Origin of the sequence: Azospira inquinata (genome assembly GCF_018905915.1) — a bacterium.
Taxonomy (GTDB): domain Bacteria; phylum Pseudomonadota; class Gammaproteobacteria; order Burkholderiales; family Rhodocyclaceae; genus Azospira; species Azospira inquinata.
The window spans coordinates 3,120,315-3,134,376 of the sequence record NZ_CP064782.1 but is presented as its reverse complement, the minus strand read 5'-3'; the positions used below and the strand labels follow the sequence as shown (position 1 = coordinate 3,134,376).

At 63.9% G+C, this 14,062-nt stretch carries 7 protein-coding genes; all 7 read left to right on the top strand.

The annotated features are described in order from the left end of the window. Positions 1 to 406 precede the first annotated feature (406 nt). The 7 genes from Azoinq_RS14080 (at position 407) to urtB (ending at position 14,057) form a co-directional block, all read left to right on the top strand. A complete protein-coding gene (locus tag Azoinq_RS14080) occupies positions 407 to 1,930 on the top strand; it encodes an efflux RND transporter periplasmic adaptor subunit (protein WP_216128275.1) in 1,524 nt (507 codons plus the stop codon). A gap of 151 nt (positions 1,931 to 2,081) precedes the next feature. Then, the gene (locus Azoinq_RS14075; RefSeq protein ID WP_216128276.1) at positions 2,082 to 5,237 is read left to right on the top strand and encodes an MdtB/MuxB family multidrug efflux RND transporter permease subunit; all 3,156 of its coding nucleotides are present in this window, start codon (positions 2,082 to 2,084) and stop codon (positions 5,235 to 5,237) included. Continuing rightward, complete coding sequence (locus Azoinq_RS14070) at positions 5,234 to 8,440, top strand: multidrug efflux RND transporter permease subunit (RefSeq protein ID WP_216128277.1); 3,207 nt, start codon at positions 5,234 to 5,236, stop codon at positions 8,438 to 8,440. The genes Azoinq_RS14075 and Azoinq_RS14070 overlap by 4 nt, the downstream gene beginning before the upstream one ends. A gap of 67 nt (positions 8,441 to 8,507) precedes the next feature. Beyond that, positions 8,508 to 9,965, top strand: a complete 1,458-nt coding sequence (locus tag Azoinq_RS14065) for an efflux transporter outer membrane subunit (protein ID WP_216128278.1) — start codon at positions 8,508 to 8,510, stop codon at positions 9,963 to 9,965. A gap of 106 nt (positions 9,966 to 10,071) precedes the next feature. Beyond that, complete coding sequence (gene cobA / locus Azoinq_RS14060) at positions 10,072 to 10,863, top strand: uroporphyrinogen-III C-methyltransferase (protein ID WP_232368505.1); 792 nt, start codon at positions 10,072 to 10,074, stop codon at positions 10,861 to 10,863. 201 nt (positions 10,864 to 11,064) lie between these two features. After that, positions 11,065 to 12,336 (top strand): urea ABC transporter substrate-binding protein, encoded by a 1,272-nt coding sequence (gene urtA / locus Azoinq_RS14055; RefSeq protein WP_216128280.1) that lies wholly within the window; start codon positions 11,065 to 11,067, stop codon positions 12,334 to 12,336. Positions 12,337 to 12,461: 125 nt separating this feature from the next. Further along, positions 12,462 to 14,057, top strand: coding sequence for an urea ABC transporter permease subunit UrtB (gene urtB / locus Azoinq_RS14050; RefSeq protein WP_216128281.1), 1,596 nt, complete (start codon positions 12,462 to 12,464; stop codon positions 14,055 to 14,057). Positions 14,058 to 14,062: the final 5 nt, after the last annotated feature.

Genomic DNA, 14,062 nt, shown 5'->3' with positions numbered 1-14,062 from the left:
GAAAGTCCGGATTTTATCAGACCCGGGGTTTTTGCCAGAAATTTCACGGCATCCCAGGTCTGGGGCCACGAAAAAGGGTTCCCGGAAAAAGGAAGGAATTTACCGGGCCCGCCGGGGAGAGGAAAATGGCGGGCCATGGTTTTTGCCCCCGGCCTCCGGAAGACAAACAACGGAATTTTCCGGAAAAGGAGAAAAGCCCCCCTTTTTCTTGAAACTGACCCCTGGCTGACAGCGCCGTAAATGAAGTATTTCCAGCCCGTAAAGTTAGGTAAAAAGCCCAGGGAAAGCGTACCGCCCCGGCTGGATTTGTTTAACCTTGCAAGCCATTCCAGCCCCACGGGCGAAAAACCAAAAACAGCGTCACCCCAACCCCGACCCCAGCCTTATCTTTTACTTCAGGCGCCCCATGACCCCCCCCAACGCTCCCGTTCCCGCCACTTCCCGCCCCTGGTACCGTCGCCCCCTGCTCTGGGTCTGCGCCGGATTCCTGGCCCTGGGGGGCGGTATTTACGCCTACCGCAGTAGCCATGCCCCCAGCGGGGCGGCCATGGAAGGCGGTCCGGGGGGCGGTGGCAAGCACGGCAAATTCGGCGCCGGGCGCCCGGCGCCGGTGATCGTGGATACGGCCCGTAGCGGCGATATGCCCGTCTATATCAACGCCCTGGGTACCGTCACCCCCCGCAATACGGTGACCGTCAAATCCCGGATTGACGGCCAGCTGGTCCGAGTGGGCTTTACCGAAGGTCAGATGGTCAAGGCCGGGCAGCTCCTGGCGGAAATCGATCCCCGGCCCTATGAGGTCCAACTGGCCCAGGCCAAGGGCCAATTGCTGCACGATCAGGCCCTGCTCAATAACGCCCAGCTGGATCTAGCCCGTTACAAGACCCTGCTCAGCCAGGATTCCATCGCCAAGCAACAGGTGGATACCCAGGCCGCCCTGGTGCGCCAATACCAAGGCACGGTGGCGGTGGACCAGGCGGGGGTGGATAACGCCAAGCTGCAACTCACCTATACCCGGATTACCGCCCCCATCGGCGGCCGGGTGGGTCTGCGCTCGGTGGACCCGGGGAACATGATCCATAGCTCGGACACCACGGGCATTGTCACCATCACCCAGCTCCAGCCCATCACGGCCGTCTTCAGCATTCCGGAAGATAGCCTGGATCAGGTCATGGCCCGACTCACCGGACATCAGGGGGAGAGGGGGGATAAACCTGCTTTCGCCCCGCAAAAGGGCCGCTTAGGCCCGGGTGCCCAGCCTCCGGCCAGACCGGCAACCGTTGCCCCTGCGGGAGCCGCCCCTTCCCCCGCGCCGGGCTACGCCTGGAATAGGGAGGCGCCGGCCGGTCGCCACGGCAAGGCCCCGGGCGGCCATTCGGGGCACGGGGACAAAGCCCCCGGCACCACGCTGCCCGTAGAAGCCTACGACCGGGCCCAAACTGAACTGATTGCCACGGGCACCCTGCTCACCGTGGATAACCAGATCGACACCACCACGGGCACCGTGAAACTGCGGGCCCTGTTCGATAACCGGGACAACAAGCTTTTCCCCAACCAATTCGTCAATGTGCGCCTGCTGGTGAATACCCTCCATGACGTGGTGCTCATTCCCACCTCCGCCGTGCAGCGGGGTAAGCAGAACGCCACCTTTGTCTATGTGGTGGGGGCGGACAAAAAGGTCACCATGACTCCCGTCACCCTGGGGCCCACCCAGGGGGAAACCACCGCCGTGCTCACCGGTCTCCAGGCCGGGGCCGTGGTGGTGGCGGACGGGGCGGATAAGTTGAAGGACGGGGGCAAGGTCATCCCCATCGACAAGGCCACCGCCGCCCGTCAGGCCGCAGCGGCGGAACGGGGCGGCAAGGGCCGCCGTCACGGCGGGCCGGGTCAGGCCCACAACGCGGCCCCCGGTCCCAAGCCCGCCCCATGAGCGACTTGCCTCCCACCCCTCTTCCCGCTTCCGGCCTGGCCGGGAGAAAGGGGTGGGGCACGGCCCGCCTGATACCGCCCCCGTTTCCTGAATTCAGACCTTAATTCCGGGCCAGCGCCCGCCCACCGACCCGGTTTTCCTTCCCCCCATCATGGCCAGCCCCTCCCGCCTCTTTATCCTGCGCCCGGTCGCCACCTCCCTGCTCATGCTGGCAATTCTGCTGGTGGGCCTGGTGGCTTACCGGCTGCTGCCCCTCTCCGCCCTGCCCCAGGTGGATTACCCCACCATTCAGGTGGTGACCCTCTACCCGGGGGCCAGCCCCCAGGTGGTGACCTCCTCCATCACCGCCCCCCTGGAGCGTCAGTTTGGGCAGATGCCCGGCTTGAGCCAGATGTCTTCCGCCAATTCGGGGGGCGCCTCGGTCATTACCCTCCAGTTTGACCTTTCCCTGAGCCTGGACGTGGCGGAACAGGAGGTTCAGGCCGCCATCAACGCCGCCAACACCCTGCTCCCCGCCGACCTGCCCGCCCCCCCTATCTACAGCAAGGTGAATCCGGCGGACACCCCCATCATGACCCTGGCGGTCACCTCCCCTTCCCTGCCCCTGACCAAGGTTCAGGATCTGGCGGATACCCGGGTGGCCCAGAAAATCGCCCAGTTGCCCGGGGTGGGCCTGGTCTCCCTGAGCGGCGGCCAGCGCCCCGCGGTGCGGGTGCGGGTTAATCCCAAGGCCCTGGCTTCCTACGGTATCAGCCTGGAAGCGGTGCGCACGGCCCTCAACAGCAACAACACCAACCAGTCCAAGGGGAGTTTCGACGGCCCCACCCGGGCCTCCACCATCGATGCCAACGACCAGCTCCGCTCGGCGGCGGAATATCGCTCCATGGTGCTGGCCTACAGAAACGGGGCGCCGGTCCGCCTCACGGACGTGGCGGATGTGGTGGATGACGCGGAAAACGTCAAGCTGGCCGCCTGGGCCAACAATCAGGCCGCCATTATCGTCAATATCCAGCGCCAGCCCGGGGCCAACGTGATCCAGGTAGTGGACCGGATCAAGGCCCTGCTGCCGGACCTTAAAGCCTCCTTGCCGGGCAGCGTGGAAGTCACGCCCCTGACGGACCGCACGGTGACCATCCGCTCCTCCGTGGATGACGTGCAATTCGAGCTGCTGCTTTCCGTCGCCCTGGTGGTGATGGTGATTTTCCTGTTCCTGCGCAATCTGCCCGCCACCCTGATCCCCAGTTTTGCCGTGCCCCTCTCCCTGGTGGGCACCTTCGGGGTCATGTATCTGGCCGGGTTCTCCATCAATAACCTGACCCTCATGGCCCTCACCATTGCCACCGGCTTTGTGGTGGATGACGCCATCGTGGTCATCGAAAACATCGCCCGTTACCTGGAAAACGGGGAATCCCCGCTCCAGGCGGCCCTCAAGGGCTCGGCCCAGATCGGCTTCACCATCATTTCCCTGACCTTTTCCCTGGTGGCCGTGCTCATTCCCCTGCTTTTCATGGGGGACGTGGTGGGGCGTCTGTTCCGGGAATTCGCCATTACCCTGGCGGTGGCCATCCTGATTTCCGCCGTGGTGTCTCTGACCCTCACCCCCATGCTCTGCGCCAAGCTCCTGCGCCATGTGCCGGAGGAAAAACAGGGTCGCTTCTACCACGCCAGCGGCCGGGTTATTGACCGGGTGATCGCGGCTTACGGACGCATGCTCACCTGGGTGTTGGACCGGCAAAAAGCCACCCTTGGGGTGGCCCTGGGCACCCTGGCCCTCACCGTGCTGCTCTACATCTTCATCCCCAAGGGCTTTTTCCCCACCCAGGACACGGGAGCCATTCAGGGCATTTCCGAAGCCCCCCAATCCATCTCCTTTGCCGCCATGTCCGCCCGCCAGCAGGCCCTGGCCCAGGCCCTGCTCCAGGACCCGGCGGTGGATAGCCTGTCCTCCTTCATCGGCGTGGATGGCACCAACAGCACCCTGAACAGCGGACGTCTGCTCATCAATCTGAAGCCCAAGTCCAGCCGGGATGACATGGCCACGGTCATGGCCCGGCTCCAGCGGCGGGCCCAGGGGGTGGGGGGCATCGACCTGTACCTGCAACCGGTACAGGATCTGACCATCGAGGATCGGGTCAGCCGCACCCAGTACCAGTTTTCCGTTCAGGACGCGGATTTCGATGAACTGGCCCAGTGGGTGCCCAAGCTGGTGGATAAGCTCTCCGGCCTGCCTCAGTTCAAGGACGTGACCAGTGACCTGATGGATAAAGGCCTCCAGGCCTACATCGTGATTGACCGGGCCACCGCTTCCCGTCTGGGGGTGGCCACTTCCGACATCGACAACGCCCTTTACGATGCCTACGGCCAGCGGCTGGTTTCCACCATCTTCACCCAGTCCAACCAGTACCGAGTGGTCCTGGAGGTGAGTCCGGACCTGCAAAAAGACCTGAATTCCCTCAACGACATCCACCTCACCACCTCCGCCGGCACCCAGGTGCCCCTCTCCGCCCTGGTGCGGGTGGAGGAACGCACCGCCCCCCTGCTCATCAACCACCAGGGCCAGTTCCCCGCCGCCAATGTGTCCTTTAATCTGGCGGATGGAGCTTCTCTGGGAGATGCGGTGGATGCCCTGGAAAAGGCGGAAACGGAACTGGGTATGCCCGCCAGTATTGAGACCGATCTCCAGGGAGCGGCCCGGGCCTTCCGTGCCTCCCTGTCCAATGAGCTATGGCTGATTCTGGCGGCCGTGGTGGTGATGTACATCGTCCTAGGGGTGTTGTACGAAAGTTACATTCACCCGATCACCATTCTTTCCACCCTGCCCTCCGCCGGGGTGGGCGCCCTCCTGGCCCTACTCCTTTCCGGTAACGACCTGGGTGTGATCGGCATTATCGGCATCATCCTGCTCATCGGCATCGTCAAGAAAAACGCCATCATGATGATCGACTTCGCCCTGGACGCGGAGCGCAACCAGGGTCTAGCGCCCCGGGAGGCCATTTACCAGGCCTGTCTGCTGCGTTTTCGCCCCATTATGATGACCACCCTGGCGGCCCTGCTGGGGGCCCTGCCCCTGATGCTGGGCACCGGAGTAGGCTCGGAACTGCGCCACCCCCTGGGGATCACCATGGTGGGGGGACTGCTGGTAAGCCAGGCCCTGACCCTATTCACCACCCCGGTCATTTATCTGGCTTTCGACAAGCTCTCCCGCCGCCTGCGCCAACGCTTCGGTCTGCCGGAAACCCAGGGCCATAGGGGGGGCGATGAGGGGCCGGAAGGCACCCCGGTCACGGAAGACGGAAAGCCGTCATGAGCCTGGCCGCCACCTTCATCCACCGCCCGGTAGCCACCGCCCTGCTCACCCTGGGGGTGGCCCTGGCCGGGCTGCTGGCCTTCCTGCTCCTGCCCGTCGCCCCCCTGCCCCAGGTGGATTTCCCCACCATTGCGGTGAGCGCCAACCTGCCCGGCGCCAGCCCGGAAACCATGGCAGCCACCGTGGCCACTCCCCTGGAGCGCTCCCTGGGACGCATTGCCGGCATTACGGAAATGACCTCCAGCAGTTCCCAGGGCAATACCCGGATCATTCTCCAGTTCGACCTGGACCGGGACATCAACGGCGCTGCCCGGGATGTGCAGGCCGCCATTAACGCGGCCCGCAGCCTGCTGCCCACCAGCCTGCCCGGCAACCCCACCTACAAGAAAATCAATCCGGCAGATGCCCCGGTGATGATCATCGCCCTGACCTCTGATACCCTGAGCCAGGGGCGTATTTACGATGCCGCCTCCTCCATCGTGGCCCAGAAACTGGCCCAGGTGGATGGGGTGGGCCAGGTCCAGGTGGGGGGTAGTTCCCTGCCTGCGGTGCGAGTGGAGCTCAACCCCCACGCCCTGAACCAGTACGGCCTGAGCCTGGAACAGGTTCGTACTGCCCTGGCGGCCAGCAACGCCAATACCCCCAAGGGCAGCATTGAGCACGGGGACCGGCACTGGCAGATTCAGGCCAATGATCAGGCCAATCACGCCGCCGACTACCTGCCCCTGGTCATTTCCTACCGCAACGGCGCCGCCGTGCGCCTGGCGGACGTGGCCCGGGTGGATGATTCGGTGGAGGATCTGCGTAACGCCGGGCTGGCCAATGGCAAGCCCTCCGTCACCCTGATGATTTACCGGGAGCCCGGGGCCAACATTATCGATACTGTGGATCGGGTCAAAGCTCTGCTGCCCAATCTGGAAGCCTCCATCCCCCGCTCTATCAATACCCAGGTGGTCATGGACCGGACCACCACCATCCGCAGCTCCCTCCTGGATGTGGAAAAAACCCTGGCCATTTCCGTGGCCCTGGTGATCCTAGTGGTCTTCCTCTTCCTGCGTAATGGCCGGGCCACCCTGATTCCCGCCGTGGCCGTCCCCGTTTCCCTGATCGGCACCTTTGGGGTCATGTATCTGGCGGGCTACAGCCTGGATAACCTGTCCCTCATGGCCCTCACCATCGCCACTGGTTTTGTGGTGGATGACGCCATCGTGGTGTTGGAAAACATCGCCCGGCACCGGGAGGCGGGCATGCCCCCCTTCAAGGCCGCCCTTCAAGGGGCCCGGGAGGTGAGTTTTACCGTGCTCTCCATGAGCCTCTCCCTGATCTCCGTATTTATCCCCATCCTGGCCATGGGGGGCATTGTGGGGCGCCTCTTCCGGGAATTCGCGGTGACCCTCTCCGTCGCCATTCTGGTCTCCCTGGTGGTCTCCCTAACCACTACCCCCACCCTGTGCGCTTATCTGCTGGGTAAGACGGGTAAGGACGAGTCCCTGTCCCCCACGCCCCCGGGCCCGCCCAGCCGCTGGCGCCGTTTCCTGGGGGGGCTGGAACTCCTGTTTGACGACCTTCAGGATGGCTATCGCCGCAGTCTGGCCTGGGCTCTGAATCACAGCCGGTTGGTGCTCACCCTGCTGTTGGCTACCGTGGGGCTTACGGTCTATCTCTACATCATCATTCCCAAGGGCTTTTTCCCCCAGCAGGATACGGGACGGATTATGGGCATGGTCCAGGCGGACCAGGCCATTTCCTTCCAATCCATGCGTCAGAAAATGGAAGCCTTTCAACGCATTATCATGAAAGATCCGGCGGTGGCCTTCGTGGCCGGTTACACCGGAGGCGGCCAGCGCAACGGGGGCATGATGTTCATGAGCTTGAAGCCCCTCAAAGAACGAAAGGTTTCCTCCGACGAGGTTATCAACCGCCTGCGCAAAAAACTGGGCCATGTGCCCGGTGCCAGCCTGTTTCTCCAGTCTGCCCAGGATGTGCGGGTGGGCGGCCGCCCAGGCAATGCCCAATACCAATTCACCCTCCAGGCGGACGATCTGGGGGAACTGCGGACCTGGGAGCCCCGGGTGAAGAAGGCCATGGAAGGCCTGCCGGAGCTGGAAGATGTGAGTTCCGATAGCCAGGATGCGGGCATTTCCACCTATGTGACCATCGACCGGGATACGGCGGCCCGCATGGGCATCACCGCCAGCCGGGTGGATGCTGCCCTGAATGACGCCTTCGGCCAGCGCCAGGTCTCCACCCTTTATGCCCCCCTGAACCAGTATCACGTGGTCATGGAGGTGGCGCCGGAATACTGGCAGCACCCGGAATCCCTGGGGGCCATCTATGTGCCCGGCGGAGTCCAAGCCCAGACCACCGGACTGACCGCCAATTCTGCCCTGGGCGGGGCCTCCTCTCCTAACGGTAGTGCCACGGCCATGGTGCCCCTCTCCGCTATTGCCCATTTCGGCCCGGGCACCACCCCCCTGGCGGTGAATCACCAGGGCCAGTTTGCCGCCTCCACCATGTTCTTTAACCTGAAGGCCGGGGTTTCCCTGTCCCAGGCGGCGGACGCCATTAACGGGGCCATCGACAAAATCGGCGCCCCCTCTTCCATCCACGGCAGTTTCCAGGGCACGGCCAAGGTCTTTGGGGATTCTCTCCATAACCAGCCTCTGCTGATTCTGGCCGCCGTGGTGGCCATGTACATCGTCCTGGGGGTGCTGTACGAAAGCTACATCCACCCCCTGACCATTCTTTCCACCATTCCCTCCGCCGGGGTGGGCGCCCTCCTGGCCCTGCTGGCCTTCGGTATGGAATTCACCGTCATCGCCCTGATCGGGGTGCTGCTCCTCATCGGCATCGTCAAGAAAAACGCCATCATGATGATCGACTTCGCCATCGAGGCCCAGCGGCGGGATGGGTTAGAGCCCAAGGAGGCCATATTCCGGGCCTGCCAGCTCCGTTTCCGGCCCATCATGATGACCACTATGGCGGCCCTCCTGGGGGCCGTGCCCCTAGCCATCGGCGGCGGCGAAGGGGCGGAACTGCGCCAGCCCCTGGGGGTGGCTATTGTGGGCGGGTTGGCCCTGTCCCAGTTGCTCACCCTCTACACCACCCCGGTGGTCTATCTCTATATGGACCGTTTCCGCCTCTGGTGGGAACGGCACCGGGGACGGAAAAGCGCCCCCCTGCCTGCCCTCAATGAACAGTGAGGCCCCTATGCCCTTCTTTACTTTGCTTCCGGCCCCGCGTCCCATCCTTTCCAAGGCCCGTTTCCCCATGGATTTCTCTACCCTGCCCCCCTTTTCCGTCGCCCCCTGGAGCCTGGCTCTGGTGCTGGGCCTAAGTCTGGCCGGATGCACCGTGGGGCCGGATTATGTGCGCCCCGATGCCCCCCTGTCCGCCCAGTTCAAGGAGGCCCAGGGTTGGAAAAACGCCCAGCCGGCGGATCACCTGCCCAAGGGCAACTGGTGGGAAATCTTCGGGGACCCGGTCTTGAATGATCTGGAAGCCCGGATCGACATCAATAACCAGAACGTGCGTCAGGCCGAAGCCTTGTATCGTCAGGCCCAAGCCCAGGCCCAGGGCGCCCGGGCGGCCTATTTCCCCACTGTATCCGCCAGCCTAGGGGATAGCCGGGGGCGTACCGTCACCGGCAAAAGCGTGACCACCCAGCACAGCCTGAGTCTGGATGCCAGCTGGGAAGCGGATTTGTGGGGCGGCATCCGCCGTTCGGTGGAAGCGGGCACCGCCACCGCCCAGGCCAGCGCCGCCACCCTGGCCAATGCCAAGCTTTCCGCCCAGGCCACCCTGGCTCAGGACTATTTTTTGTTACGGGTGGCGGAGGAACAAAAAAGGCTCTACGAGCGCACCGTGGCCGCCTACACCCGCTCCCTGGAACTGACCCGCAACCAGTACGCCGTGGGGGTCGCCACCCGGGCGGACGTGGTCCAGGCGGAGACCCAGCTTAAATCCACCCAGGCCCAGGCCCTGGATGTGGAAATTACCCGGGGCCAGCTGGAACACGCCATTGCCCTCCTGATCGGCAAGGCGCCGGGGGAATTTACCCTGGCCCCGGCGTCCCTGGCCCGCCAGCTCCCGGCTCTGCCCCTCAGTCTGCCCTCCGCCCTGCTGGAACGGCGCCCGGACATTGCGGCGGCGGAGCGCCAGGTGGCGACGGCCAATGCCCAGATCGGTGTAGCCCAGGCCGCCTGGTTCCCCAGCCTCAGTCTGACCGCCAGCGGGGGCTACCAGAGCGCCACCCTGGCCAACTGGATCAGCGCGCCCAACCGTTTCTGGTCCCTCGGCCCCACCCTGGCGGAAACCCTGTTTGATGGGGGCGCCCGCTCCGCCAAGGTGAGCGGCGCCCGGGCGGCCTACGATGCCGCCGTGGCCGCCTACCGGCAAACCGTGCTGGGGGCCCTGGGGGAAGTGGAGGACAACCTGGTGGCCCTGCGCATTCTGGATGACGAAGTGCTGGTACAGAACGCTGCCGTGGCCTCAGCCCGGGAATCGGTCACCCTGACCACCAATCAGTACAAGGCGGGCACGGTGAGTTACCTCAATGTGGTGACCGTGGAAACCACCGCCCTGACCAACGAGCGTACCGCCCTCACCCTTCTGGGCCGCCAATACACGGCCGCGGTGCTGCTCATCAAGGCCCTGGGAGGCGGTTGGGACGGACAGCTGAATCCGGTGGCGGAAGCGTCTCCCGCCCAGTCTAAGCAGGGCGGCTAGGGAAAGTCCGAAGCTCCGATCCTTGGGGGAATCCGGTTAAAATGGGGCTGCGGCCCGCCTTTGCGGGCCCTTGCGTCCCCGCCCCTTCCTTTTGTGGATTTGCGCCTTGACCTCTGCCCCCCCCACTACCCCTTCCGTTGGCCAGGTGTTTCTCGTGGGCGCCGGCCCCGGGGACCCGGAATTGCTCACCCTGAAAGCCGCCCGTCTCCTGGGGGAGGCGGAAGTGGTGGTCTATGACCAACTGGTCAGCGACGGGGTGCTGGCCCTCATCGCCCCCGGCGCCCAGCGCATCTATGCGGGGAAACAGGCGGGGCGCCACGCCCTACCCCAGAAGGAAATCAATGCCCTCCTGGTGGCGCTGGGTCTAGCTGGGCATCGGGTGGTACGCCTGAAGGGGGGAGATCCCCTGATCTTCGGACGCCTGGGGGAAGAAACGGAAGCCCTGGATCAGGCGGGCATTCCCTGGGAAATCATCCCCGGGATCACCGCCGCCTCCGGGGTGGCCACCGTTCTGGGTATTCCCCTGACCCACCGGGATCAGGCTCAGACTCTGATTTTTGCCACGGGCCACCGTCACGACAATTCCATTAACCTGGATTGGGAGGGGTTAGCCCGACCGGACCGAACCCTGGCTATTTACATGGGCTTAGGGGGGCTGGCGGAAATCTGCCAGGGTCTGATGGACCACGGCCTGCCGCCCCAGACCCCTGCGGCCATGGTGGAGCGGGCCACCACTCCGGCCCAGCGCCAGGTGCTGGGCACCCTGGCGGACCTGCCGGAAGCCGTCCGGCGGGCTGGATTGGCCTCCCCCGCCCTGTTGCTGGTGGGGGAAGTGGTGGGTGGAAGGGTGGCGCCAACCACTGAGTTGCCCCCAGTCGCCTCCGATAAAACGCTTTAACTAATATCCGCAACTTATTGTTAAGTTGCTAGTTTTGTTTTTTTAAAAGGCAACAAACGGCTTCTCGCCATCCCCCCTCCCTTTCCCCCCGATCCCGACCCGATACGCAATCCTGCGTATTCCTGACCGGGGGTGGACTCCTTAATCTGAAGGCGCATTGCAGTTCAACACTTCGCCCCTTCTCATTATCAGGAGTCCCACATGCAAACGCGTCGCAGCTTTATCAAGGCCACGGCCCTCACCGTTGCCCTGGCCGCCGCCGGGATGGTTTCCGTCTCCGCCTACGCCGCCGATACCATTAAGGTCGGCATTCTCCACTCCCTCTCCGGGACCATGGCTATTTCCGAAACCGCGCTGAAGGAAACGGCCCTCATGACCATCGACGAAATCAACAAGTCCGGCGGGGTCATGGGCAAGAAACTGGAACCGGTGGTGGTGGACCCGGCCTCCAACTGGCCCCTGTTTGCGGAAAAGTCCCGGCAGCTCCTGAGCAAAGACAAGGTGGCGGTGGTCTTCGGCTGCTGGACCTCCGTGTCCCGCAAGTCCGTGCTGCCCGTGTTCAAGGAATTGAATGGCCTGCTCTTCTACCCGGTCCAGTATGAGGGGGAAGAACTGGAAAAGAACGTCTTCTACACCGGCGCGGCGCCCAACCAGCAAGCCATTCCCGCCGTGGAATACCTGATGAGCAAGGACGGGGGCAGCGCCAAGCGCTTTGTGCTGCTGGGTACGGACTATGTTTATCCCCGCACCACCAACAAAATCCTGCGGGCCTTCCTCCACAGCAAGGGCGTGAAAGATGGGGACATCCTGGAGGAATACACCCCCTTCGGTCATAGCGATTACCAAACCATTATCGCCAAGATCAAGAAGTTCTCCTCCGAAGGCAAGAAGACGGCGGTGATCTCCACCATTAACGGGGATTCCAATGTGCCCTTCTACAAGGAACTGGGCAACGCCGGGCTGAAGGCCAAGGACGTGCCGGTGGTGGCCTTCTCCGTGGGTGAAGAAGAGCTGCGGGGCGTGGATACCAAGCCCCTGGTGGGCCACCTGGCCGCCTGGAACTACTTCATGTCCCTGAAGAGCGCGGAAAACACCAAGTTCGTGAAGATGTACAAGGACTGGGCCATCAAGCGCCACCTGCCCAACGCCACCAAAGTGGTCACCAATGACCCCATGGAAGCCACCTATGTGGGCATCCACATGTGGAAGCAGGCCGTGGAAAAGGCCCACAGCACCGATGTGAACAAGGTGATTGCGGCCATGGGCGGCCAGACCTTCAAGGCGCCGGATGGCTACACCCTGGAAATGGACCCCAAGAACCACCACCTGCATAAACCCGTGTTCATTGGGGAAGTCCGGGCCGATGGCCAATTCAATGTGGTCTGGAAGACCCCGGCCCCCATCAAGGCCCAGCCCTGGAGCCCCTACATTCCCAGCAATAAGGGCAAGAAGGACGAGCCGGAAGGCAAGTAAGCCCGAGTCGGCGGTCCTCGGGCCGCCTCTCGACGACGCCCGCCCGGCCTCCTCGGACGGGCGTTTTTCCGGGAGCGCCGGCCCCCATTCCCCTGCCGGCCTCCCCTCTCCCTATCGAGACCATTATGAAATTCCGATTCCTTGTTCTGCTTCTCTGCTGGCTGACGACGCCCGCCTGGGCCGCTCTGGACCCGGCTCTGGTGCGCCAGTTGAGCGGGGATGACACGGACCAGAAAATCAGCGCCATCCAGCAGATCGCCAAGACCCCGGACGGGGACGCCCTGCGCCTGCTTCAAGCCCTGGCGGATGGCAACCTCTATGCCGTGGGTAGCGGCAGCCAACAAAGTTTCTACATCCAGGCCGACGACAAGGTTCTGGATGCCCTCTCCGGCCAGCCCCTGGCCAAAGTGCCGGACAACGGGGATAACGTGAGCCTCAACAACCGGGCCCGGGGTGAGCTGGATAACGCCCTGGCCGGACTGCGCCTGCTGGACCCGGACCCGGACAAGCGCTTGGCCGCAGCCCAGGAGCTGCAAAGCGATGTGGGTCCGGAAATGGCGCCCCTGCTGACCCAGGCCGTAGCTCGGGAAAAGGACGGAAAAATCCGCGCCCTCCTGGTTCAGGCCCTGGCCCAGGCCAATCTCAATAGCCCGGACGCCGCCCTGCGCATGCAGGCGGTGAAAGATCTGGCCCAAAGCGGCTCCCCGGATATCCGGAGCCTGCTCCTGGCCCGCCTGGACGAAGGGGTGGAAACCGACCCCAAGGTGCGGGCCGAGGTGAAATTCGCCATTAAGTCCATCGACCACCGTCTGGCCTGGGGCGATAACCTGGGGCGCATCTTCACCGGCATTTCCCTGGGCAGCATTCTGCTCCTGGCCGCCCTGGGGCTGGCCATCACCTACGGGGTCATGGGGGTCATTAACATGGCCCACGGGGAGCTCCTCATGGTGGGGGCCTACGCCGCCTACTTCATGCAGGGCTTTTTCCAACGCCATTTCCCCAACGCCCAGGACTGGTATCTGCTGGCCGCCGTGCCCGTGGCCTTCTTCAGCGCGGCCCTGATCGGCATGATCATGGAACGTACCGTGATCCGCTGGCTCTATGGCCGGGCCCTGGAAACCCTGCTGGCCACCTGGGGCCTGTCCCTGATGCTAATCCAGGCTGCCCGGGTAATTTTCGGCGCCCAGAACGTGGAAGTCTCCAATCCTTCCTGGATGTCCGGCGGCATAGACGTGCTGCCCAACCTGACCCTGCCCTGGAACCGGATCGCCATTATCGGCTTCGCCTTCTTCGTCCTCTTCCTGGTCTGGTTGCTGATGAACAAGACCCGCCTGGGGATGTTCGTCCGGGCGGTGACCCAGAACCGAGCCATGGCCGGTTGCGTCGGGGTGCCCACCGCCCGCATTGACACCCTGGCCTTTGGTCTGGGGGCTGGCATCGCCGGCCTGGGCGGGCTGGCCCTCTCCCAGCTGGCCAATGTGGGGCCGGATATGGGCCAGGGCTACATCGTGGATTCCTTCATGGTGGTGGTGCTGGGGGGCGTGGGTCAGCTGGCGGGGGCCGTCTGGGCCGCCCTGGGCCTGGGCATCGTTTCCAAGTTCCTGGAAGGCTGGGCGGGGGCGGTGATCGCCAAAATCATCGTCCTGGTCATAGTCATCATCTTCATCCAGAAGCGTCCCCAGGGGCTGTTTGCCCTCAAGGGGCGGTTCGTCGATAACTGAGAGGA